Raw genomic sequence first — 23,570 nt, 5'->3', positions numbered from 1 at the left:
TTTATTTATGGCTAGTCATTTGCTATAAGAAACTACGTCAAAAGCATCAAGCCTAATGCGCTGCCACTGAAATCTTCGGTGGGTTGATGTTGTGCTTCTTAAACTCTTTCATCACACGCAAGGTAATGTCGGTTTCAAACAGCTTCTCATACGCAGTATCCACAACATAAGCCTTACAGGTTAGCTGTATCGCTAGGTAGTTATCGGTAATCGTCTGTTTAACCAAAACCGTTACAGGTTTCGGCAAGTGGATATAACGACTAGAAGACGCCGCTTCTTGAATCAGGTCGCGGGCTAGGGTGATGTCTTCATCCATACCGACGTAAAACGGAATCACCACCTGCATGTCCAATGCGCCATAGTTACCACTGGTGGTCACTTCATTTAAGAACTTGTTGTTCGGAATGGTAATGATGTCATCGTTCAACGTTCTCATTCGCACTGAACGCAAACCAATGGTAATGATATCGCCGTAGTTGCCTTCGAACGTGACGCGGTCACCAACTTGAAAGGGTCTATCAATCATTACCGTGATGCCCGCGATGAATGAAGCTGCCAAGTCTTTAAGCGCAAAGCCGACTGACACGGCGAGGGTACCGCCAATCAAAGCCAGTATTTGGTCGTTGATTCTAAAGCTCATCATGAACACGATAAGACCGGTGCTCACGTAGATAAAGAACTGAGTAAACGACTGCAGTTTCTGTAGCAGCATCCGATATTGTACGAATTGGCTACCAAAACTGGTCACCATCGAGTTGATGAACTTAAGCAGCAACCACATCGCAGCAATAACGATCATAGAGAAGAACACGCCGCTCCATCGCACTAGGCTCGCTATCTTTGAGATGTTTTCTACATTGGCTAACTCTTCCGTCGCAAAGGTCGGGAAACTGACAGCACTTGCCAAGCCAACAAATAGTAGGATAAATAACTTCTTCATTTTACTTCACCAGTAGATGTTGACGGTCGAGAACGTTAGTAATGTGGCGGAACCAGTGCTCGGAAATTCGAGCCTTTTCTTCATGCCAACCAATATAACCACGGCTTTCAAAGTAACGCAGAATACCGGTTATCTCTGCCGTGCTTAGCTGCGTACAATCAGACAATACTTCCGGAGAAGCGATCTCTAACTGCACGATAGAGCGCAGTACAGCCAACATAGGTTTTGGCATGTTTTCCAGCTCCTGTGCTTCAGGAACATGGAACAAGCGCACCACGGCTTGATCGGTATCTTTGTTTCGATTCAAAGAGAGTCGGAAGAAGCGCAGAGCAACGGTAGGGTTACCATCAGAGTAATGCCACAAGATTCGGTAGAAACCTTGGCGTGCGCGGTCTTCCTCGCTCATGTCATCTTGGTCCCACTGTTTAGGCACCACCAAACCATCAAACGACAACGGCTTCTCAAGCTCTGTATTGATACGGCTATTTAGAAGCTCACCGACTTGTTTCTCTGTCCAACGTGGTAGAAAACATACCAAATCAAACAGCAGACGCTCACCACGCGCACGATCGACAAATCGCCAGCTCGATTTAGCAATCGAAATCACGATACGGTGGTTCTTTTTAGAACGGCGCAGTAGGTTGGTTAAGCGGATCAAATCAGACAGGCCGCCAACCATTGGCTTAACTAGACGTTGTGCATTGTCGATCGCAATCAAGTACGTGGTCTTGCTTTTACGAAGGTGCGCCAAGATCTGAATCTCAGTCGCTTTCTCTTCCAAGCCGATGCTCACCGCTAGATGCGCTAACAGCTCTTGATAACCTGCGTAAGGGCAACTTACGTAGACAGGTTCAGCGTTAGATACTTTGTGCAGCAGGGTATAAAGCAGCGTTGTTGCGCCCACACCACGCTCGCCTGAAACAATACAGATAGCAGGGCTGTCCGACATCAAGTAGCGAGACAGTTGCTTAACCTCATCACCGGCGTAATCAATCAGCGTGCTGTCGATATTACCCGGTAGGATGTACTCATAGGTTTGATCGCCTTTGATTCGAACCAAGTTTTGTTGGTTTTTATCAAGGTCAGACTGCTTAGCCACTTCGATTCGAAATAGATAAGCCAAAGCTTGGCTAAACAGCGTGTAATTAGATAGCAAGGCTATGATGCGGTGTTGGAAGCTGTACACGCTCAACCATACGATGCCAATTGCCGTCGCTAAAATATTAAGTAGGAAAGTTTCCTTACGGTTTACCGCCCAATTCACCCACACAGGACGATCGGAGATGTGTTGCAACGTATCGAAGACTTTCGCGCGCCATAATCTAAGCACTGAAATGGTAACCAGTACAAACCAGAAAAATAGGGCGCTGTAGATCCAGCTATAGATAGTACCTTTGCCTAGCGTGATGCTCGATATCTGAAGGGTCACACCCGCAACAATGAAGCTCCATACATAACGGCGAATAGTCGATAGGCGCAGCGCAATCACTTCTTGATTGGATGTGCGACCCAAACGATACGCAAATTCCAAAATAAAGCTGATGGCAATCGAACCACCTAGAATCCACCAGGTGAAGATCTCAAGGAAAATCAGGTGTTGTAGGCTAGGGATGCTGGAGAGCACTCTTAGAGAAAGCGTAATCGCGATTAACCAAGCAATCGCACGATCAGCGCGGCTGATGTACCAGATCACACGTACTAAAAATGGAGGGTTCGTTTTCGCTTCAAGAAAATTAATTCTGAACAATTCGATCAAGCGAGTGCTATTGGCAAGCCACCACGCTAAACCAAAGTAGATGAACAACACTTTTAACGATGCACCAATCACAGGTACTGGCGAAATAAAGATGTCTTTAACGAGCGCTTTAAAGCTACGAATCTGGAAGTAAACAAGATACTCAATGTTGAGCTTAGTTAATTCCCACTCTTGTTTAAATTGAGTTACGCCGTAAGGGCCAAAACCCGTTAGGCGCTCTTTATTAGCGGAGTTCGTCTGCTCTAACAGGTGTTGCTTGCTCACATTCAAGCTATTCAAAGTGACGTAACTGGTTTGAACGGCAAACCATTGTTCGGCGTCGTTGTTCGCTCTGTAGGCTTTTATCTGTTGCTCGAAGGTTTTGATTTCCTGCTTTTGAACTTGTAGCACTTCAGCGAGCAATATATTGACTTGGCGTCTGTCCGACGGCTCCATAAAGAGGGGATCGGGTAACGAATCAATTCGATCATCGAGGTCAATAGCAGAATCGGATACCTGCGGTTGAGATTGTAAGTCATATTCGAAGTTGGCATGACTAGGCCAAGAGAGAATGGCCAAAGTGAGGATTAAGAAGCGCGATAGTGAACGCATAAAAGTCTCTTAGAATTATGAGGTTAGGATTACTATAGTTAGATAATCTGACTTTGTGAAATCCAACCCCGTGTCGGGGGCGAGTACTTTATTCCCGTTTCGGCTGATTTTGTCATAAAATTGTCAGGGATTAGGCTAGTCTTGCCTATGTATGTTGTTGCTTTGATCGGGTTAGTTTTACTGTGACTAATCAGCATACGATATATTCAATGGTTGGCATGATTTGGGACGTTATATACCGCCCATTATGGGGCTCTGTTCGATATTTTGTTTTTCCTTAAAATCGACGGTTTTACTGCGATAAATAGAAAATCAAAAATGTGAGTCAGCTCAAACTATGATTTGGCTAGGTTATCACTCACTTAATGGCCAGTAATTGCAATCAATACTTGCAGTTAAAGCCCTGAACAAGTAACGTTGCGGCGTTTTTCACATTAAAAAGGTAATGGCATTGATCTCCACAGCAAATATCACCCAACAATTCGGCGCTAAGCCACTTTTCGAAAATATTTCAGTTAAGTTCGGCGAAGGCAACCGCTACGGTTTAATCGGCGCGAATGGCTGTGGTAAATCGACGTTCATGAAGATCCTATCTGGTGAACTTGAGCCAAGTGCTGGTAACGTAAGCTACGATCCAAACGAGCGCGTTGCTAAGCTAAACCAAGACCAGTTTGCTTACGAAGAATTCACGGTAATCGACACGGTTATCATGGGTCACAAAGAGCTTTGGGCTATTAAGCAAGAGCGTGACCGCATTTACTCTTTGCCAGAAATGAGCGAAGAAGACGGCATGAAAGTGGCCGACCTTGAAGTTCAGTTCGCTGAAATGGACGGCTACATGGCAGAAGCTAAAGCGGGTGAGCTTCTTCTTGCGGTAGGTATTGAAGAATCAATGCACTTCGGTCTGATGAGCGAAGTAGCACCGGGTTGGAAACTTCGTGTTCTATTGTCTCAAGTACTGTTTGCAGACCCGCATATCATGCTTCTTGATGAACCAACGAACAACCTGGACATGGATACCATCAAGTGGTTGGAAGATACGCTAAACCAACGTAACTGCACAATGATCATCATTTCGCACGACCGTCACTTCCTAAACTCTGTTTGTACACACATGGCTGACCTTGATTACGGCGAACTTCGTCTATTCCCAGGTAACTACGATGAGTACATGACGGCTGCGACTCAAGCTCGTGAGCGTCTATTGTCTGACAACGCTAAGAAGAAAGCACAAATTGCTGAACTTCAAACGTTCGTATCTCGTTTCTCTGCTAACGCATCTAAAGCGAAGCAAGCAACGTCACGTGCTAAGCAGATCGATAAAATCCAACTAGACGAAGTTAAAGCTTCTAGCCGTCAAAACCCATTCATCCGTTTTGAACAGTCTAAAGAGCTATTCCGTAACGCACTTGTGGTTGAAAACCTATCTCAAGGTTTTGAAGAGGACCTATACAACAAGTTCGACGGTATCTTCGAAGTAGGTGAGCGTGTTGCTATCATCGGTGAGAACGGTGTGGGTAAAACAACACTACTTAACACACTAGCTGGCGCTCTTGAGCCTCGCACTGGTGAGTACAAGTGGTCTGAAAACTCAAACATCGGTTACTACGCTCAAGATCACGCACATGATTTCGAGACAGACATGAACCTGTTTGATTGGATGAGCCAATGGCGCCAAGAAGGCGAAGACGAGCAAGTTGTTCGTGGCTTCCTAGGTCGTATGCTATTTGGTCAAGACGACATTAAGAAATCTGTAAAGGTTATCTCTGGTGGTGAGCAAGGTCGTATGCTTCTTGGTAAGATCATGATGCATAAACCAAACATCCTGCTAATGGATGAGCCAACAAACCACATGGATATGGAATCTATCGAAGCGCTTAACTTGGCTCTTGAGAACTACAAAGGCACATTGTTCTTCGTATCTCACGACCGTGTATTCGTAGACTCGCTTGCAACTCGTATCCTTGAGATCAAAGATGGCAAGATCAACGATTTCCGTGGTACTTACGCTGAGTTCTTGAAAGCACGCGGCTAATACCGTGTAGCAAGAGCTAATACGTAATAACACGTTAGTACGTATTCAAAATTAGAAAGGCCTCTATCTTAGCAATCAGATAGAGGCCTTTTGTTTTTCCATACCGCATAAATCAACTAGCTTGCGCTAATCGCTAATCGCTAATCGCTAATTACTAATACTTAAACTGCGCGACAATCTTCTCTAGCTTCACACTCACGCTCGAGACTTGTTCACTGCAACGCACTGATCCAGAAACCACGGTATAAGTATCACTGGCAAGGTGTGCGATATCCGTAATGTTTCGGTCAATCTCAACCGAAACCATCGATTGCTCTTCGGACGCTGTTGAGATCTGACTGTTTAAGTCAAACATCTCGCCAACTTGGAAGTGTATTCCTTCTATCGCATTCACCACATCTTTGGTTTGGCTTTTCACCAGCTCAGTTTGTTCTAAGCTCGCTGTCATCTTAGCAACGGTCTTGTCTATTCCAGTGGTTAAACCATGAATCGTAGATTCTATTTGATGAGTTGAATCGTTGGTCATTAGTGAAAGCTCTCGCACTTCCGAGGCAACCACAGCGAAACCTCGTCCATGATCGCCAGCACGCGCTGCTTCAATCGCAGCATTAAGTGCCAATAGGTTAGTTTGCTCAGCAATACCTTGAATGGTCGTCACCACCTGATTGATTTCACGGCTCTGTTCTTCAAGCTGAACGATGAGATCCTGAGACTCTGCGATGTTTTCTACCAAGACATTAATGCTGTCGTTGGTTGATTGTGTCTTTTGTAGCGCTTGATGAGCATTTTCTTTGATCTTCTCGGCATTGGTTGCGGCATTTTCGATGTTCGCCGTCACCTCATTACTGGTCATCACTAACTCGTTAACTGCCGTCGCTACCGATTCAGATTGCTGCTTTTGTTTCTCTGCATTGCTCATGCTTTTAACTGCCGCTTCTTCAGAGCTGCATGAACTGTCTGTCAGCACCGTCATCACGCCGGATAGCTCTTTGATGTTACCGTGCAGTTTATCGATGAAGGTATCGAACGAGTGGGCAAGTTGAGCGAGCTCGTCGTTACCTTTGGCGTTCATTCTGACGGTTAAGTCTCCATCTCCATTTGCAATAGACTCCATCATCACGTTTATCGCTTTGATACGACCCAGGATGTTGCGACCGATGAACACCAATAACAGAGAAAGCAGAGCGACGATAGCTGCACCAAACAGATGTAACATGTTTTGTGTGTTTCTAACTGCTGCTGTAATCGCTTGGCTTATCTCATTCTGCACTTCTTCAATGGCTTGTTCTGTTTGATGAACATTGCTACGTAAGGCGCCTCTAAGCCCCAACTCTGAAGACAAACCTAGATTGCTGTTAGCAACCAACAGAGTTTCAACCGCAGCCTTATATTCGGAATAGGCTTGTTCAGTCGCAATCGAAGTTTGGGAGTAGGGTTCAAACTCAACAAGAGCATTAGTTAACGCCGCATTCGTTTGGCCATTAATATGTGCGAGGTAATGGAAGTCTTTTTCGATCAGCTCTAACAACGCAAGTTCCAGTGCCAAACTTGATTCTGATTCGATTGCTGATTTCAGCGCTGTTCTTTTTCCATCGAGAGTTGCGACAAAGCCCAAAGGTGGGGTGGTGCGTTCAATGTCGTTCACTTGATTGACGATCTGGTGGAACTGTTTCTGGTATTGATGAAGGGTATCGGAGATCTTGGTCATTTGATCGGTCAGGTGAAGCTCATGCGAGGTTAGGGTTTGGTTCAACGTCACCAATCTTTGATTCAATGTCTCGGCGGTTTTATCGAAACGCTCTGCGTATTTTTGATCGTGGCGAGACAAGAAGTCTTTCTCATGTCGCCTAAGCGTTAGTAAATCGACTGAGCTTCTGAGGTTTTCGGTTGCAGCGATCTCCAATGATTCCAATTTGTCTAAGCTGAACTGCTCGTAGATGGCATAGATAAAAACAGAAATAAACAGGGTGAGGTTGATTAAAATAAACTTACTGCGAATAGAAAGACACAGCAAACGATGCTGAGGTTCTGATGGATTGTTCATGGTTAACTCCCTTTAGCCGATGACGTTTCATGTCCATCTATGCTTAATAGTTATTAGATACATTTAAATGATGGATATGTAACTAATAGCCTATAGAGTTGTTAAAGCAAGGTCGGTTGGTGGGGAAAGCAACTTAATCGATGATATGCACCAACTTGACAATTAACTTAGTAATTTGAAGAGTCTAGTTTGCTGGATAAGATGAGGTTAAGCACATGAGATTAGATGCAAAAAGAAAAAGCCCTCATTAACACTCATGTCGGCAATCTTTGAAATCGCAGGCATCGTATTAAGTGAGGACTTTCAGTTATTTTAAGTAGTTAGCTTACTATCGAGTTAACCGTTGTTAGTAACTTTACCGATCAGCTTTATTCGTTTTGTTCATCGAGAAAGTCGGTGTGCTCTAACCACAGCGCATTAATGATTCCAAACGCGCAGGCGAGTAATACGCCCAGTACCCAACATAAATACCACATAGGTTATCCTCCTATTTCATCTTTAATTAATACAGTGACGAGCTGTTATCGTGAATGTATTGGCTGTCTAGTCGACCGAACATTTTGTAGTAACACCAGATTGTGTAACCCAAAATAATTGGCACCACGATAACTGCGACAACCGAGATAATGCTCAGTGTTAACTCACTCGATGTTCCGTCCCACAGCGTTAAGCTATGCGATGGCATCAAGCTAGATGGCATGATCATTGGGAATAGGGCAACGCCCGCTGTCGTTATGATGCTTGCTATCGATAAGCTCGAAGAAGCGAAGGCCAAACCAGCGCGGTTAAGTCGAGTCATTACTGCACAACTCAGCATTCCGATGATGCCTAGCGCAGGAACTCCCCAAAGTACCGGATAGTTTTCGTAGTTATGTAGCAGTAAGTCATCAAACTTCATGACATGTTTTAATAACGGGTTTGAAACACCATCAGTCACAACTGGGCTAGTAATCAGGTAACCCGGAAGTGTATACGCGTATATCCCACCAACAATAAACAGTCCGACAGTGACAAGCGCCATGCATACGATCACTTTCTGCGCGCGTTGTTTTAAATCACCCGTCGTTTTCATCTGTAGGAATGCCGCGCCTTGCGTGACAACCATCGCCAAGCTCACCAAGCCACATAGCAGTGGGAAGGGCGTGAGTAGATCCCAGAAACCACCTTGGTATGACATCATTAGCAATTCGTTAAATTCAAACGGAACGCCAATCATCAAGTTACCGAAACCAACACCAAAGATAACCGGAGGAATGAAACCACTGACGATAAGTGCAATATCACACGCTTTCTTCCATTGTGGGTTGTCGATTTTAGCGCGGTAATCCATACCGAGCGGTCTTAACCACAAGGTCGCCAACACGATAATCATGGCTAAATAGAACCCGGAGAACGCAGCCGCGTAGATTGCAGGCCATATCGCAAAGATAGCGCCACCCGCGGTAACCAACCATACTTGGTTGCCATCCCAGTGAGGGGCAATCGAGTTAATCATGATTCGTCGATCAACTTCTGACTTGCCTAGAACAGGGAGCAACGCCGCAACGCCCATGTCGAAGCCATCGGTAATGATAAAACCGATCAACAACACGCCAATAACTGCCCATGTAAACAGGCGAAGATTTTCGTAATCAAACATCTGAATTCCTTAATGAAGGTCGATAGTTTTATCTAGCTGACGCGGTGCGCTTTGCTCACCTGTAAGGGCTAGATCTTGGTTTGATTGCTCATGGTGATAGCGACCAGTTTTCAGTGCGCTCGGGCCCATTTTTGCAAACTTAACCATCAGGAACATTTCTACAATTAGGAATGCGGTGTAGAACAAGTAAACTAGGCCGATAGAGATCCATAGACTTGAAGCGGGTAGATTAGAAGCCGCCATGTTTACTGGCAGAATTTCACCAATAGCCCAAGGCTGACGACCATATTCCGCAACAAACCAACCGGCTTCACAAGCAATCCAAGGAAGTGGAATCGCGCATATTGTTGCTTTCAGTAACCAACGATTGGTACCAATCTTATGGCGACAAATTTGTACGAATGAAAGACCAATGATGGCAAACATCAAGACGCCACACACCACCATGATGCGAAAGCTCCAAAACAGAGGGGCAACCGTTGGGATTGTGTCTTTGGCTGCTTGTTTGATCTGTTGCTCTGTTGCATCCACTACGTTATCGCTGTATTTCTTAACCAGTAATCCATAACCTAAATCATGTTTAACCGATTCAAAATCATCGATATTTTGTTGAGATTTATCACCAGAACGCAGTTTTTCTAGTAGCCCATAAGCTAAGATGCCGCTGCGAACACGTTCTTCGTTCTTTGCCAATAGATCATGAATGCCGACAACTGGCGTATCCAAAGATCGCGTTGCGATAATACCCATCACGTAAGGGATCTTAATCGCGTAATCCGTTTCCATGGTTTCTTGATTCGGGAAGCCGAACAGTGTGAATGAGGCAGGGGCTTCTTCTGTGTGCCATTCAGCTTCGATAGCCGCCAGCTTCACCTGTTGAACATCACCTAATTCATAACCAGATTCATCGCCTAGCATCACTGTCGACACAATCGCAGCCATACCAAAAGCACTTGCCACTGCAAATGAACGACGAGCGAACGGTAAATCACGCCCTTTAAGCATGTAGTAAGCACTGATACCCATAATAAATAGCGCGCCGGTTGTGTAACCTGCCGCAACGGTATGTACGAACTTCACTTGAGTCACTGGGTTGAAGATCACTTCGAAGAAGTCTGTCATCTCCATACGCATAGTTTCGAAGTTAAACTCTGCGCCCACTGGGTTTTGCATCCAGCCATTGGCCATCAGAATCCACAGACCAGAGAAGTTCGAACCCAACGCCGTCAACCACGTTACCGATAAGTGCTGACGCTTAGAAAGCTTGTCCCAACCGAAGAAGAACATACCGACTAAGGTTGATTCCAAGAAAAACGCAATTAAGGCTTCAATGGCCAGCGGAGCGCCAAAGATATCGCCTACGTAATGCGAGTAATAAGCCCAGTTAGTACCGAACTGGAATTCCATGGTTAAGCCGGTAGCAACACCGACAGCAAAGTTAATACCAAACAACTTACCCCAGAACTTGGTCATGTCCTTGTAGATGGTTTTGTTGGTCATGACATACAGCGATTCCATCACTGCGAGTAAGAAGGAGAGGCCTATAGTTAGGGGGACGAATATAAAGTGATAAAGAGCGGTACTTGCGAATTGAAACCGCGACAGATCAACGACATCTGTAAGCATAAAAACTCCTTCCCGCCACGAGTGTGACGGGTAAGATAATGGAAAATAAGATGATAATTAGAGAGAACTAATTAAGGGTTTTACATGTAGCTGTGTGAAAAGAATCTATTACCAACGAAGTGCTTTGTTTTGTTTTTTAGAGAACTGTTTACGTAGCCAGTAATCTGCACTCACGTAACGGCCACCACCGTAAACAAGCAGTACTAACAACATCACGAAGTAGGTTCCTGCGAACTCCATACCGTTGTTCAGCATTACCGGGTCGCCAAGTTCTGTGATGTAGTTGTAACGACCTGGGAAGTTAACCGCGAGCCATTCGATGAAGCCGTTAAGACGAACGGTTGCTTCCATACCACCAGTCGCAATCGCATCCCAACCGTGTTTCCAGTGAACCATTGCACTCGCGACGCTCATCATGAAAATCATTGGAATCGAGATAAAGCGAGTAAACAGACCTAACGCGATACAGATACAACCTAATACTTCGGTCGCTGCCGCTAGGAATGCCAGTAGCTCAGGGAAGGGAAGATTAAGACCACCGTCGGCTGCCGAAGCACCAAACCATGCCACAGTTCCCGAGAAGCCCAGCACTTTAGAGCGTGCACCGACATAAATCACCGGAATCAAATAAAGACGTACTGAAAGCAGTACTAAGTAATCGTATTGTTTGCATTTTTCGACAATAGCGTCGTACCAGCTGAGGGCTGACTTAATCATAATTTTTCTCCTAAAGAGTGAACGCCAATCAGTTCAACTTCACTGAAATGTTCGACCCAATTAATAAACTCGAATCTCGCCAATTGTTGAGCAATTATTTGTTTTATATCGGCTAAAGAACGATTTGGTTGTTGTTGAATTATTTGAATAATCGCAACATCAATTTCTCTTAGTTTTATCGTGTTGACGCGTTGGTCACGGTCGCGATAAATCGCGTAATAAATGGGGTGTCGCCTTTGTGTTAGAAACGTCAGTGACTCACCATGAACAAGGAAAGGTACCTGTACGAGCTTCATCGTACTGTTGACTAACAAACCCAATTGAAGCTGTTGTTCATCAACACGAAGATCACCCGTCCATGACATCGGCAAGACTTGCTTTGAAGCGTCAATTTCAACGCAAAAGGCACACCATTCGTATTCCAACACCGCAAGCTGGTCGGCTGTAAGATCATGACTCGCACTCAAAGTAGACAAATCACTCAGACTCGACATACCCATTGGTTGAGTGCGACGCTGGATAAAGCTGACAAACTCAGTGGCTATATGATGAAACTCTGGCTCTGAGGCGTAATGCACCACAACAAACTCATCAACCAATATCAGTAGTTGGTGTTGGTCGACTTGCTGGCAAAACAGCGGGAATGTGTTGTTCAATACACCAAATACGTTATCTCTAATGAACTCGCTGTATCGACACACTGCGTTGTCTTCAAGTGGCGAACGTATCAGTGCGGTTAGTGCGTGTGTTTGAGTGATCATCATGCTAGGAGGGTTATGCATAAACCAACTCCTGATTCATTGGGCGATGAGCAACACCAGCGTCTAGAACCTGACTGTGCATCGTTCGCAACTCTTCAGTCAGCACGACCAAAGGCGGTACGTTGTTGTCTCTTTCGAGCAATAACGGTTTACTGCCATGAATAGAGAAGGTGTAACGCGCCAAGTCAATAACCGCTTGCTGTACCGGCATACCGTGGGTATCAAGCAGCGATTTGTCGCTTCCACCTGAGCCATCACTTTCAACTAAATGCCCAGCAATGTGGTAGTAGCGAATAGCATCGCTCGGTAAAGCTTTAAGCATTTCAGCGGCATCAAAGTGGTGGTTCTGACTATTCACGTAGAGATTATTGATGTCGACCAACAACTCACAGCCACTACGCTTTGCTATTTCAGCGATAAACTCACCCTCAGGCATCTCATCTCCGTAGTTGTGGTAATAAGAGATGTTCTCCATTACCAAAGGACGTTGAATGATGTCTTGGACTTGCTTGATTCTGTCCGCTAAATAACCGATGTTTTCTGCGTGACGTGGCACGGGTAACAGTTCATACAGATACCCTTGGCTGTCTCGAGAGAAGCTCAAATGCTCGCTGTATACCTGAATATTCAGTTCATCGAGAAATTGACCAACCTGACGTACAAACTTCGTGTTAAGCGGCTGACAATCTCCAATGGATAAGCTTAAACCGTGTGCGATCAAAGGGCATTGCTTCGCTATATCCTGTAGTTGTTCGCGCTTAAGACCACCTAAGCTCATCCAGTTCTCGGGAGCCAATTCCAGAAAATCAATATCAGGGTGCTTTGGGGAACGAGCGAGCAGTTCAATATGTTCACTGCGTAGCCCAATGCCTTTGTCTGTATTCTGAATGGTTCGCACTTTATGGTTTAACTCGCTGCTTTTAGGGGCTTGGTCATTTGATGCTAGAGTCTTAGTTTTTAAAGCCTTATTTTTTATAGCTTTAGTTTTATGCGTTTCTACTGGCCACATACTCCACCTGTCACCTTGCTATTCGCCGTTAGGATGCGCTCTTTGCTTGGCGAGATACCTTCAGCCGTTAAGCCACATTTCCCGTCACGAGCACGCACTAAACGGTCTTGAGGGTTGCTTGTCAGTTCCGCTTTTTCGAAGCGTTTTTCTGTACCACATTTACCCGCAGCACATTTACCACCGTGTCCTGAAGATTGTTTAGCTTCAACAGTGGCTTCGGCAGGTGCATCAGCAAACGCCATTGCAGAGTTAAGGCTAATCACAGACGTGATCGCGATTGATAGGGCGATTTTGTTGTTCATATTATTTCTCCTTTACAGCAGACATAGGGAAGCTCGCTAAATCACGACCAGACATGATTGGTCCGTCGTAGTATTCGCGTACAATTTTGATTGATTCAGATTTGCGCTTAAGGCCTAGACCCATCCAGTGGTTAAGTACCAACATTTTTGGATTGATCTCTTTTGCAATTTCACCAATCACAGAAGGCTTAGCGTGCATGAATGTAGAGACACCATCGGCTTGTTCATGAATCGCCATTGGCATCATCATGATGTCGGCGCCACGAGCGAAGTCTAAGAACGCAGGGTTGCTACCGTTTTGGTCAGCTGAAATCACCATCACGCCTTCTTCACTTTCAATTCGGTAAGCGAGACAAGGCACATCACCATGAGGAATACCCAGAGCCGTGATTTTCAAACCATCTTTTTCGTAAACGACGGTTGGCACTGTGGATTGATAGTCAACATCGGTAAGATTGACTGGGAATAGACCATCGGTTCCATCGTATAAGCCAGCAAGGTAAGCGTATGCGCCATGGTCTGGGTCAAAGTTCGCTGCAAAGTAACCGTTAAGGCTTGGGAACGCTGAACCTGCGGCTGGACCTGAAATCTCCAACGCCTTTTCACGTTCAAAGAAGTAGCCACCTTTAAGAAGAGCGGGCATGTCATTGACGTGATCGGTATGGAAGTGAGTGATACCCATGAAATCTAGGTCTTCAAGTTTTGCACCCGCTTGACCGAAACGTAGGTAAACACCACCACCGGCATCAATCATGATTCGTGATTTGCCTTTCCACCATACGATTTCACCTGATGATGCACGTAGGTCATCCGAGATAGGACCACCTGAACCCAGGATTTGTAAGGTAAAGTCGGTATCGACCGGCTTTAGTTCAATTGCGTGACAGTTGGCGCCCAAGGTCAATCCAAGAGCTATTGCTAAAGCTTTTAAAGGCTGTTTCATATTGTTATCCAATTCTTTTTTCTTATGTGTTTTCTTCGAAGTGAGCATTCAAAGAAGTGAAACTTTCGCCAAGCAGCACGATAAGTGCGTGCTTCGTTCTGTTCACGGAACATAAGATAAAGAATTGTTAACGTTCGGCATATCTAGTAATTTTGAAATCAACGTTAAGTTAAACTAAACGATTAGATTAAGCGCGTTCTGTTGCTGAAATAATGTGCAGAAAGGGTGGTAACAGCGAGCTGGCTGTTAAAATTGTGCGAATAGAATGATGGAGCAAGCAGAGGGAGTGCTAAGGAGATAAAAGGAATAAAAGAAAAAGGTGCAAGCCTTCGCCTACACCTTATATAAGTTCACCAGAAAACTAGCGTTAGATAGCATTTGTCTTTAGAGAAGTTTGCCTTTAAAGGACTTACGCTGATTGCTCGCCTTTTACATCAAAGTCGATCTTGTCTGCACCCGTGAACACTTGGAAGCGTAAACCTTTAGCGCGAGCAATGGTTGTGATGCCGAACTTCTGAGCCAAGTCTAAGCCCATTTGCGTTACGCCAGAACGTGATAGCAAAACAGGGATACCCATCTGAGCAACCTTAATCACCATCTCAGACGTTAAACGGCCTGTGGTATAGAAGATCTTATCTTCACCTGTCTCTTTGTTAAGCCACATCTCACCAGCCAATGTATCAACGGCATTGTGTCGGCCAACATCTTCAACAAACGATAGAACCTTGTCGTCTTTGCAAACCGCACAACCGTGCACTGCGCCTGCTTTCTTGTAGGTATCGTTGTAATGAGTCAACGCTTCAAGCGCTGTATAGATTTCAGATTGCTTAATCTTGTTTTGAGGCACTTGGTAATCTTCCAACTGCTTCATCACGTTGCCATACATGGTGCCCTGACCGCAGCCAGAGGTTACTGTCTTCTTCTTAAGCGCTTGCTCAAGTTGGCTCGTATCTTCTTTGGTGATAACCGCAGCAGAGCTGGTTTCCCAATCGATGATAATAGATTCAACCGCTTCCGGATCAGAAAGGAAGCTTTGGTTTTTCAAATAGCCTAATACTAATGACTCAGGACGAGAGCCCAATGTCATTAAGGTTACGATCTCTTTCCAGTTCAACATTACGGTAAGAGGGCGCTCACACGCGATCTGTTTTGTTAGCTTTTCGCCATATTCATCAAACACTTCAACTTCGATTGTCTGAAGTGGGTTCTCACTGGTTTTTATTATGTTTGGTTTTACCACAGTCATTTCCTACTTAATGAGATAGCGATTTTATGAGATAAGAAGTCAACAAGAGCAATAAGGCTCTCATTCATCAATGCGCTAGTTTGTTGGTTCGCTATGGTCTAGGTTTCGATTATCGTTCCGAACATGCCATAGCTCTGTGAATAACATTAGCGAATTAGCTAAAGCAAATCTTATTCCAAAATAACGGGGATTGATGGAAACATGAAGCATTAGATTAAAATAGCGCAAAATATGAGAGTTCACCGGGTGGAGTTGTCTGAAATAACCAGTATCGACTAACGTTATAGTGACAACTTGATAACGAACGCTATAGACACGCTCTCGTAGGTAATCCGTATTGGCGTGTTTATTGCTTTATGGGGTGTATATGATTGCGCACAGTACAAAATGTCCTAAGTGCATTCAGACCAAAGAAAATCAATTGGGTGAAGTATGTCTGAGATAAAAGAATTCAAAGAACAATATGAAAAAACAGAAGCAGCTTGGCCAATCGGTGTCCAAAGAATAGAGAAAGAGATCAAAACAGGTATCTGGGTAACGACGCAATGGGAATTGACGGGGTTTGAACTGTCGCCAGAAGACGATGCCCAAGACGTTTGTTTACTCCAATTACATAAAGACGAGCGTACAGACTATCGTTTCAACCTAAGCTCTCAGCAACCTAAGCTTTTCTTAGTGATGGATAATGTCGATTCTGGTGTTAAGCCAATCATTCAGTTACTTACAGCATCACAAACCGTTGCAGGGCAATACATGGACGGTGACAACCAAGTCCTTTCATACGACATTCCATTACCTGTACAAGCTTGGATGGAAGCGTTCATCGGTCGTCATGGCGAGTTATTAGAAGCAAGACGTAAGAAACGTAAAGGCGCGGGTCGATCAAATGGCAACTAACTTTTTTAGCCGTTGGTCTCAACGAAAGCTTGATGAATCATCCGACCAACCATTAGAAGCGCAACAAACGCTTGAGGAAACTGAGCTTACTTCCACTGAAGCTTCGACTACTGCTTCATCTATAGACGCAGAAACATCGGAGTCATTAGAGCGTGAGACTTTAGAAAATGAGTCTCCAGAACACAATGAAGACGCTCACGCTATTGACTATCAGGAGACAGCATCAGAAACGACTGAAGACTTGTCTGTTGCTCAATTATTGGTGTCAGAAGCCTCAGAAAGCGTAAAAAAAGCGGCATTGCGTAAATTATTCCTCTCAGAAGAGTTCAACGTTCGTGATGGTTTAGATGATTACGACGACGATTACAGTAATTTGAAGTCTCTTTCTGAAGGGGTAGCGGAAACCTTGCGTGATTGGGTTAAAGACAAAACGGAAGAAGACACTGCACTAGAACAAGAGCAACTCATTGATAATAAAGACGAAGATGAGGTTTTAGAAAATTCTGAAAGCGATCTTGAGGTATCTGATCATGAATTTGAAACGTCAGAAAGTGCCGAAATAACCGAACAAGAAAAAGAGCTGTATAAAAACACAGTGTTAGATAATGACGCTACAATGTCAGACGAAGCTGACCTGAAAGAGATGGGACAAAATATACCACACAAAGAATAGGTACATTTTGACTAAACACTCAATGAACCGCTTGCGACAAAATGTCCCAAGCGGTTTTTTTATACGCACAATAAACGTTATAAAGGATTAAATTACTGAAATATAAGACATATTAAATTGGCATGGCATTTGCTAAATAACGTTCATTATCAACTTTTTTGTAGATAGACGAGTTCACGGTCTAACCAACGACACACTGGCTAAAGGGTTAGTTGTTAACGGATTACTCTGCAAGTTCTCTATCGCTTACTACAATGAAGGTTGAACAGATTATCCATGTCCAAAGATGGAACTGAGCAATGCTTAAACAATTATTAGAACAAGCAACTTCAAATAACGCTAAAGCAAGACTGTATGCATTTGAAAATACAGTTGAGTTAACAAATCTGATTCCACCTACCGTTAGCTACGAAAGCGGCGGTAATACTCTTGTTATTGGTCCAACTGCGATCATTGAAAGTGCTGCGGCTCAATTACCTCAATTGACGAGCCTAACCTTATTGTCAACAGATGGCGAAAAGGGCACAAACCCAGAACTGTACTTCGCGAATTCGGTTCAAGTATCCGGTTTCCTTGGCACGTTTGAAGTTGTGATCGAAAACAAAGGCACATCAAGCAACCTGGCGAAGGTCGCGATTAATCACGATTGTTTTGATGTTGTTTTAGACCTATGTCTGAATAGCTGCATGACAGAAGAAGTACCTGTACCGGGTTATTACCCTGTAGGCCGTGGCTATCCAAAACTGGCTGAAGCACTGGAAGAGATTCCAACGCTTATGGGCACATTTGATAAGCCTAAGTTCTTCCGTCTAGACACTGACCTTTGTGCACACAGTTCTCGTGGCGTAAAAGGCTGTGAGCGTTGTGTAGATGCTTGTCCCGCTGGCGCACTTTCAAGTGAAGGCTCTGATAAGACAGGCCACAAGATTGAGATCAACCCTTACCTATGTCAAGGCGTTGGTACTTGTGCAACTAGCTGTCCTACAGAAGCAATTACCTATGCGCTTCCAAATCCTGACGATACACAAAAGTTTATTGAACGTACGCTAGCGAATTATGAGCAAGCGGGCGGTCTGGATCCAATCGTACTTATCTGTAGCTCTCGTCATGAAACCTACAATGTGATGGCGCTAAAAGCATTGCCAGATAACGTGATTCCAATCGTTGTTGAAGAACTGCCTTCTATTGGTATTGATACTTGGTTTGCAGCGCTAGTGAATGGCGCAACTCAAGTTCTGTTTGCTGCTTCTCGTTTTATGCCAGAAACCATCATTCGTGTTCTTAATAACGAAGTAGGGATCGCTCAAGAGTTACTAGACCAAATCGGTGTTCCAAAAGAAACCATCGATATCCTGTATTTAGAGTCTCTACGTGAAGGTCCTCCAACACTTTGTGTTGATTCATTCGATCTTGCACTTGGCGATCTTCAAGGCAATAAACGTCAACGTCTATTCACAGCACTTGATGCTATGTCTTCATCTCGCATTCCTGTTGAGAACATTGTTGAGCTTCCTTCGAATGCGCCATATGGCACGGTTTCGTGTGAAAGCAAAGATTGTACTTTGTGTATGAGTTGTGTGGCTGTTTGTCCTACACGTGCTCTTCATACCGATGGCGCATCTCCATCACTTAAGTTTGTAGAACAAGACTGTATTCAATGTGGTCTGTGTGAAAAAGCGTGTCCTGAAAATGTTCTGACTCTAACGCCTCGTATGAACTGGGTGAAAGAAGAACGTCAGAAGGCCGTTGTGATTCATGAAGAGAAGGCAGCGGAATGTATTCGTTGTCATAAGCCATTCGCACCGCAGTCTATGATTGACATGCTACAAAATAAGTTACGCGGTCACTCTCATTTTTCAGACGAATCAGCAATCAACCGTATTGCGATGTGTGAAGACTGCCGTGTGATAGATATGTTTGATTCGATGGCTCAAGACCCATTGAAACAACTGAAATACTAGGAGTTGGCATTGGAAACCCATTTAAATCAAGCACAAAAGCTAGATCAAGAACAGACACTAAGAACTGAAATCTATTTGGTTCTTTCTGCATTGTTTCGAAGCGCACCTTCTGAAGAGGTGATTGATTTCCTTAAGACGCTAGACATTGAAGCGTCTGACAGCGCGATGCAAAAAGCTTGGATTGCGATTCAACAAGCGGCAACGGAATCAAATCGCGAAGCATTAGAAGACGAATATCAAGACCTGTTCATTGGCATTGGCCGTGGAGAGATTGTTCCATTTGGTTCTTGGCATAGAACTGGCGCCATGATGGAAAAACCATTGGCAGAGATTCGTCATGATTTAGAGCTTTTAGGCATTGAGCGTGACGATCAAGTGAAAGAGCCAGAAGATCATATTGCGGCATTGTGTGAAGTAATGGCAATGCTAACGGCTGAAGAAGAAGCACTGCAACAAGCGGTATTCAATAAGCACCTTGGTCCTTGGTTCAACTCTTTTACGCGTCAGCTTGAAACTGCAGAAAGTGCGAACTTCTACAAATCAGCGGCTCAGCTGTGTGAAGCATTCCTAACGTTAGAGCAAGTGCGTTTTAGCGTTAATACCAAAAGCAGTAAGCATAAATTAAAGATTGATGTGAAAAACGTCACTGATTACGAGTAATCGAGCAGTACGCGATTATATCGATAGAGGGGCATTAAGCCTCCAAAAAGATCTACCGTAAGGTAAGGAAGCAATGATGAAAGATAATAAAGAAATAAACACAAGCCGTAGGGACTTACTCAAAGGCTTAACGACTGCAGCCGTTGCTGGTGCCGTTGTCGCTGGTACAACGAAAGTGGCAACTGCTTCAGAAACGGTTGAAATGCCGAAAGAAGACATGAAGAAGACGGGCTATCGTGAAACGCAACACATTCGCGATTACTACGACACACTTTAGGAGATAACGGATGAAACTTGTCAAACGCTCCGATAGTGTGAGCAAAGAAACCAATCAACTGGGTGTGTCTCGACGTGCCTTCATGAAAAACACTTCATTAGCCGCTGGTGGCGCGGTAGTAGGCGCAAGTCTATTCGCTCCGGGCATGATGAAGAAAGCGCAGGCTAAATCAGTCGACCCTGAAGCGAAAACAGAAGTGAAACGTACTATCTGTTCTCACTGTTCTGTGGGTTGTGGTATTTACGCTGAAGTTCAAAACGGTGTTTGGACAGGTCAAGAGCCTGCGTTCGATCACCCATTCAACGCTGGTGGACACTGTGCGAAAGGCGCAGCTCTGCGTGAACACGGCCACGGTGAACGTCGTCTTAAGTACCCAATGAAATTGGAAGGCGGTAAGTGGAAGAAGCTTTCTTGGGAACAAGCGATTGAAGAGATCGGTAACAAAGCGCTAGAGCTTCGTAAAGAGTCTGGCCCTGATTCGGTTTACTTCCTAGGTAGTGCAAAACACAGCAACGAGCAAGCTTACGCATTCCGTAAAATGGCGTCGCTTTGGGGTACCAACAACGTTGACCACCAAGCGCGTATTTGTCACTCAACCACAGTAGCCGGTGTTGCAAACACTTGGGGTTACGGTGCGATGACAAACTCGTTCAATGACATGCACAACTGTAAATCGATGCTGTTCATTGGTTCAAACCCAGCAGAAGCTCACCCAGTAGCGATGCAACACATCTTGATCGCGAAAGAGAAGAACAATTGTAAGATCGTTGTTGCGGATCCTCGTCGTACGCGTACTGCAGCGAAATCTGATCACTATGTTTCTCTTCGTCCAGGTTCAGACGTTGCGTTTATCTGGGGTGTGTTATGGCATGTCTTTGCTAACAAATGGGAAGACCAAGAATTCATCCGCCAACGTGTATTCGGCATGGACGAGATCCGTGAAGAAGTCGCGAAGTGGAGCCCAGCTGAAGTTGAGCGCGTTACTGGCGTAAGCGAAGAAGACGTTTATCACACAGCAAAACTGCTTTCTGAAAACCGTCCGGGTTGTATCGTTTGGTGTATGGGTGGTACTCAACACACGACTGGTAACAACAACACACGTGCTTACTGTGTACTTGAGCTTGCGCTAGGTAACATCGGTAAGTCAGGTGGCGGTGCAAACATTTTCCGTGGTCACGATAACGTACAAGGCGCAACTGACCTTGGCGTACTGTCAGACACGCTTCCAGGTTACTACGGCTTATCTGAAGGTTCTTGGCGCCACTGGTCGAAAGTTTGGGACGTAGACTTTGACTGGATCAAAGGTCGTTTCGACGACAACGCTTACGGCGGTCAAAAACCAATGAACAGTGCAGGTATTCCTGTCTCTCGTTGGGTTGATGGCGTGCTTGAAGACAAAGACAAGATTCGTCAACGCGAAAACATCCGTGCCATGTTCTACTGGGGTCACGCAGTGAACTCTCAGACTCGTGGTCCAGAGATGAAGAAGGCGATGCAGAAGCTGGATATGATGGTTATCGTTGACCCATACCCAACAGTCGCGGCAGTAATGAACGATCGTACTGATGGCGTTTACTTGCTTCCAGCTACTACTCAGTTTGAAACCTACGGCAGTGTAACGGCATCAAACCGTTCGCTACAGTGGCGTGACAAGGTGGTTGATCCTCTGTTCGAATCTAAGCCTGACCACGAAATCATGTACCTTCTTTCTAAGAAGCTTGGTTTCTCTGATCAGCTGTTCAAAAACATCCGTGTTGAGAACAACCAACCATTGATTGAAGACATCACACGTGAATTCAACAAAGGTATGTGGACGATCGGTTACACAGGTCAAAGCCCAGAGCGCTTGAAAGAGCACCAGCAAAACTGGCACACGTTCCACAAGACCACGCTTGCTGCAGAAGGCGGCCCAGCGAATGGCGAGACTTACGGTCTTCCTTGGCCATGTTGGGGCAACCCAGAGATGAAACACCCAGGTACGCACATCCTTTACGATACGTCTAAACCTGTCGCTGAAGGTGGTGGTAACTTCCGTACTCGTTTCGGTGTCGAGTTTGAAGGTCAAAGCCTACTGGCTGAAGACAGCTACTCAAAAGGCAGCGAAATCAAAGATGGCTACCCTGAGTTCAGTGACAAACTACTGAAACAACTGGGTTGGTGGGATGACCTAACAGCAGAAGAGAAAGCCTCTGCTGAAGGTAAAAACTGGAAGACTGACGTTTCTGGCGGCATTCAACGCGTGGCTATCAAGCACGGTTGTATTCCTTTTGGTAACGCGAAAGCGCGTGCGATCGTTTGGACATTCCCAGACCGCGTACCACTGCACCGTGAACCACTTTACACACCACGTCGTGACCTAGTTGCTGACTACCCAACATGGGATGACAAAGAAGCGATTTTCCGTGTACCTACGTTGTATAAGTCAATCCAAGAGCAAGACAAATCTGGTGAATACCCGATTATTCTTACTTCTGGTCGTCTGGTTGAGTACGAAGGTGGTGGTGAAGAAACCCGTTCGAACCCTTGGCTAGCAGAACTACAACAAGAGATGTTTGTTGAAGTGAACCCGAAAGATGCAAACGACATTGGCTTTAAAGATGGCGATGACGTTTGGGTTGAAGGTGCTGAGAAGGGCCGAATTAAGGTGAAAGCGATGGTAACTCGTCGTGTGAAACCGGGTTTAGCGTTCTTGCCGTTCCACTTCGGTGGTAAGTTTGAAGGCGAAGATTTGCGTTCTAAATACCCTGAAGGCACTGATCCTTACGTTATTGGCGAAGCAGCCAATACAGCAACCACATATGGTTACGACCCTGTCACGTTGATGCAGGAAACGAAAGTAACCCTTTGTAATATTCGTAAAGCGTAAGGAGTCTTAAAATGGCTAGAATGAAATTTCTTTGTGACACCAAACGTTGTATCGAATGTAACGGTTGTGTCACTGCATGTAAGAATGAAAATGATGATGCTCTGGAATGGGGTATTCAACGTCGCCGCGTTGTCACACTGAACGATGGCGAACCGGGTGAAAACTCTATCTCTGTAGCATGTATGCACTGTACTGATGCGCCATGTATGGCAGTTTGTCCTGCAGACTGTTTTGAACATACAGAAGACGGCATCGTACTTCACAATAAAGATCTATGTATCGGTTGTGGTTACTGCTTGTTTGCTTGTCCGTTTGGCGCACCTCAATTTCCTAAACAGGAAGCCTTTGGTGAGCGCGGTAAAATGGACAAATGTACCTTCTGTGCTGGCGGCCCAGAAACAGAGCCAGGTTCTGTGGAAGAACGTCAGAAGTACGGTGCGAACCGTATTGCTGAAGGCAAGCTACCAATGTGTGCTTCTTTATGCTCGACCAAAGCACTACTAGCGGGTGATGCAGAGAAAGTCTCTGATGTATTCCGTCAGCGTGTTGTTGAACGTGGTGCGAAGGGTGCAGGCTGGACAGACGGCAATGACCTTTCTTACGATGCGATGAAGAGCTAGTTAGGAG

General features: G+C 45.0%; 20 protein-coding genes. 8 read left to right on the top strand and 12 right to left on the bottom strand.

Annotation, left to right across the window (positions count from 1 at the left end; translation table 11 throughout):
* Positions 1–52: 52 nt before the first annotated feature.
* The gene (locus MSG35_RS06560) at positions 53–940 is read right to left on the bottom strand and encodes a mechanosensitive ion channel domain-containing protein (RefSeq protein WP_048612067.1); all 888 of its coding nucleotides are present in this window, start codon (positions 938–940) and stop codon (positions 53–55) included.
* A gap of 1 nt (position 941) precedes the next feature.
* Positions 942–3,287, bottom strand: coding sequence for an AAA family ATPase (locus tag MSG35_RS06555; RefSeq protein ID WP_248383419.1), 2,346 nt, complete (start codon positions 3,285–3,287; stop codon positions 942–944).
* 451 nt (positions 3,288–3,738) lie between these two features.
* Between MSG35_RS06555 and MSG35_RS06550 the strand changes: the two genes are divergently transcribed.
* Entirely contained in the window at positions 3,739–5,322 is a 1,584-nt protein-coding gene (locus MSG35_RS06550; protein WP_009846736.1) for an ABC-F family ATPase, read from the top strand.
* A gap of 154 nt (positions 5,323–5,476) precedes the next feature.
* On the opposite strand, the gene MSG35_RS06545 is transcribed toward MSG35_RS06550, so the two are convergent.
* The 10 genes from MSG35_RS06545 to MSG35_RS06500 all read right to left on the bottom strand — a co-directional run bounded on the left by MSG35_RS06545 (position 5,477) and on the right by MSG35_RS06500 (position 15,603).
* Complete coding sequence (locus MSG35_RS06545; RefSeq protein WP_248383418.1) at positions 5,477–7,366, bottom strand: methyl-accepting chemotaxis protein; 1,890 nt, start codon at positions 7,364–7,366, stop codon at positions 5,477–5,479.
* Positions 7,367–7,734: 368 nt separating this feature from the next.
* Positions 7,735–7,842, bottom strand: coding sequence for a cytochrome bd-I oxidase subunit CydX (gene cydX, locus MSG35_RS06540; RefSeq protein ID WP_082151276.1), 108 nt, complete (start codon positions 7,840–7,842; stop codon positions 7,735–7,737).
* Positions 7,843–7,868: 26 nt separating this feature from the next.
* Entirely contained in the window at positions 7,869–9,005 is a 1,137-nt protein-coding gene (gene cydB / locus MSG35_RS06535) for a cytochrome d ubiquinol oxidase subunit II (protein WP_248383416.1), read from the bottom strand.
* Positions 9,006–9,014: 9 nt separating this feature from the next.
* Positions 9,015–10,631, bottom strand: coding sequence for a cytochrome ubiquinol oxidase subunit I (locus MSG35_RS06530; protein WP_248383415.1), 1,617 nt, complete (start codon positions 10,629–10,631; stop codon positions 9,015–9,017).
* Between the two features lie 108 nt (positions 10,632–10,739).
* Complete coding sequence (locus MSG35_RS06525; RefSeq protein WP_017083666.1) at positions 10,740–11,348, bottom strand: DoxX family protein; 609 nt, start codon at positions 11,346–11,348, stop codon at positions 10,740–10,742.
* Positions 11,345–12,130, bottom strand: coding sequence for a putative DNA-binding domain-containing protein (locus MSG35_RS06520; protein ID WP_248383413.1), 786 nt, complete (start codon positions 12,128–12,130; stop codon positions 11,345–11,347). The genes MSG35_RS06525 and MSG35_RS06520 overlap by 4 nt, the downstream gene beginning before the upstream one ends.
* Positions 12,123–13,007: a DUF692 domain-containing protein gene (locus MSG35_RS06515; RefSeq protein ID WP_248383901.1), complete on the bottom strand. Its 885-nt coding sequence runs from the start codon at positions 13,005–13,007 to the stop codon at positions 12,123–12,125. The genes MSG35_RS06520 and MSG35_RS06515 overlap by 8 nt, the downstream gene beginning before the upstream one ends.
* A 98-nt stretch (positions 13,008–13,105) precedes the next feature.
* Entirely contained in the window at positions 13,106–13,420 is a 315-nt protein-coding gene (locus MSG35_RS06510) for a hypothetical protein (RefSeq protein ID WP_248383412.1), read from the bottom strand.
* Between the two features lies 1 nt (position 13,421).
* Positions 13,422–14,363 (bottom strand): MBL fold metallo-hydrolase, encoded by a 942-nt coding sequence (locus MSG35_RS06505; RefSeq protein ID WP_046225231.1) that lies wholly within the window; start codon positions 14,361–14,363, stop codon positions 13,422–13,424.
* Positions 14,364–14,772: 409 nt separating this feature from the next.
* Complete coding sequence (locus tag MSG35_RS06500; protein ID WP_048611568.1) at positions 14,773–15,603, bottom strand: formate dehydrogenase accessory sulfurtransferase FdhD; 831 nt, start codon at positions 15,601–15,603, stop codon at positions 14,773–14,775.
* A 438-nt stretch (positions 15,604–16,041) separates the two neighbouring features.
* Between MSG35_RS06500 and MSG35_RS06495 the strand changes: the two genes are divergently transcribed.
* The 7 genes from MSG35_RS06495 (at position 16,042) to fdh3B (ending at position 23,563) form a co-directional block, all read left to right on the top strand.
* Complete coding sequence (locus MSG35_RS06495) at positions 16,042–16,506, top strand: DUF3305 domain-containing protein (protein WP_048611002.1); 465 nt, start codon at positions 16,042–16,044, stop codon at positions 16,504–16,506.
* Entirely contained in the window at positions 16,496–17,179 is a 684-nt protein-coding gene (locus tag MSG35_RS06490) for a DUF3306 domain-containing protein (RefSeq protein ID WP_248383410.1), read from the top strand. The genes MSG35_RS06495 and MSG35_RS06490 overlap by 11 nt, the downstream gene beginning before the upstream one ends.
* 299 nt (positions 17,180–17,478) lie before the next feature.
* Positions 17,479–19,140, top strand: a complete 1,662-nt coding sequence (locus tag MSG35_RS06485) for a 4Fe-4S dicluster domain-containing protein (protein WP_050634332.1) — start codon at positions 17,479–17,481, stop codon at positions 19,138–19,140.
* A gap of 9 nt (positions 19,141–19,149) precedes the next feature.
* Positions 19,150–19,800, top strand: a complete 651-nt coding sequence (locus tag MSG35_RS06480) for a molecular chaperone TorD family protein (RefSeq protein ID WP_248383409.1) — start codon at positions 19,150–19,152, stop codon at positions 19,798–19,800.
* A gap of 76 nt (positions 19,801–19,876) precedes the next feature.
* On the top strand, positions 19,877–20,077 hold the full coding sequence (locus MSG35_RS06475; protein ID WP_004733728.1) for a twin-arginine translocation signal domain-containing protein: 201 nt from the start codon (positions 19,877–19,879) through the stop codon (positions 20,075–20,077).
* Positions 20,078–20,087: 10 nt separating this feature from the next.
* On the top strand, positions 20,088–22,943 hold the full coding sequence (locus MSG35_RS06470) for a formate dehydrogenase subunit alpha (RefSeq protein ID WP_248383407.1): 2,856 nt from the start codon (positions 20,088–20,090) through the stop codon (positions 22,941–22,943).
* Between the two features lie 11 nt (positions 22,944–22,954).
* On the top strand, positions 22,955–23,563 hold the full coding sequence (gene fdh3B, locus MSG35_RS06465; RefSeq protein ID WP_004733723.1) for a formate dehydrogenase FDH3 subunit beta: 609 nt from the start codon (positions 22,955–22,957) through the stop codon (positions 23,561–23,563).
* Positions 23,564–23,570 lie beyond the last annotated feature (7 nt).

Origin of the sequence: Vibrio sp. 1CM23M, from assembly GCF_023161755.1 — a bacterium.
GTDB classification, from domain to species: Bacteria; Pseudomonadota; Gammaproteobacteria; order Enterobacterales; family Vibrionaceae; genus Vibrio; species Vibrio coralliirubri.
This window is presented reverse-complemented; position numbering and strand designations above follow the sequence as displayed.

What these genes read in the sequence shown, in the direction of transcription:
- MSG35_RS06560 (WP_048612067.1), bottom strand. Translation starts at nt 940, where the DNA reads ATGAAGAAGTTATTTATCCTACTATTTGTTGGCTTGGCAAGTGCTGTC.
- MSG35_RS06555 (WP_248383419.1), bottom strand. Translation starts at nt 3,287, where the DNA reads ATGCGTTCACTATCGCGCTTCTTAATCCTCACTTTGGCCATTCTCTCT.
- MSG35_RS06545 (WP_248383418.1), bottom strand. Translation starts at nt 7,366, where the DNA reads ATGAACAATCCATCAGAACCTCAGCATCGTTTGCTGTGTCTTTCTATT.
- cydX (WP_082151276.1), bottom strand. Translation starts at nt 7,842, where the DNA reads ATGTGGTATTTATGTTGGGTACTGGGCGTATTACTCGCCTGCGCGTTT.
- cydB (WP_248383416.1), bottom strand. Translation starts at nt 9,005, where the DNA reads ATGTTTGATTACGAAAATCTTCGCCTGTTTACATGGGCAGTTATTGGC.
- MSG35_RS06530 (WP_248383415.1), bottom strand. Translation starts at nt 10,631, where the DNA reads ATGCTTACAGATGTCGTTGATCTGTCGCGGTTTCAATTCGCAAGTACC.
- MSG35_RS06525 (WP_017083666.1), bottom strand. Translation starts at nt 11,348, where the DNA reads ATGATTAAGTCAGCCCTCAGCTGGTACGACGCTATTGTCGAAAAATGC.
- MSG35_RS06520 (WP_248383413.1), bottom strand. Translation starts at nt 12,130, where the DNA reads ATGCATAACCCTCCTAGCATGATGATCACTCAAACACACGCACTAACC.
- MSG35_RS06510 (WP_248383412.1), bottom strand. Translation starts at nt 13,420, where the DNA reads ATGAACAACAAAATCGCCCTATCAATCGCGATCACGTCTGTGATTAGC.
- MSG35_RS06505 (WP_046225231.1), bottom strand. Translation starts at nt 14,363, where the DNA reads ATGAAACAGCCTTTAAAAGCTTTAGCAATAGCTCTTGGATTGACCTTG.
- MSG35_RS06495 (WP_048611002.1), top strand. Translation starts at nt 16,042, where the DNA reads ATGTCTGAGATAAAAGAATTCAAAGAACAATATGAAAAAACAGAAGCA.
- MSG35_RS06490 (WP_248383410.1), top strand. Translation starts at nt 16,496, where the DNA reads ATGGCAACTAACTTTTTTAGCCGTTGGTCTCAACGAAAGCTTGATGAA.
- MSG35_RS06485 (WP_050634332.1), top strand. Translation starts at nt 17,479, where the DNA reads ATGCTTAAACAATTATTAGAACAAGCAACTTCAAATAACGCTAAAGCA.
- MSG35_RS06475 (WP_004733728.1), top strand. Translation starts at nt 19,877, where the DNA reads ATGAAAGATAATAAAGAAATAAACACAAGCCGTAGGGACTTACTCAAA.
- MSG35_RS06470 (WP_248383407.1), top strand. Translation starts at nt 20,088, where the DNA reads ATGAAACTTGTCAAACGCTCCGATAGTGTGAGCAAAGAAACCAATCAA.
- fdh3B (WP_004733723.1), top strand. Translation starts at nt 22,955, where the DNA reads ATGGCTAGAATGAAATTTCTTTGTGACACCAAACGTTGTATCGAATGT.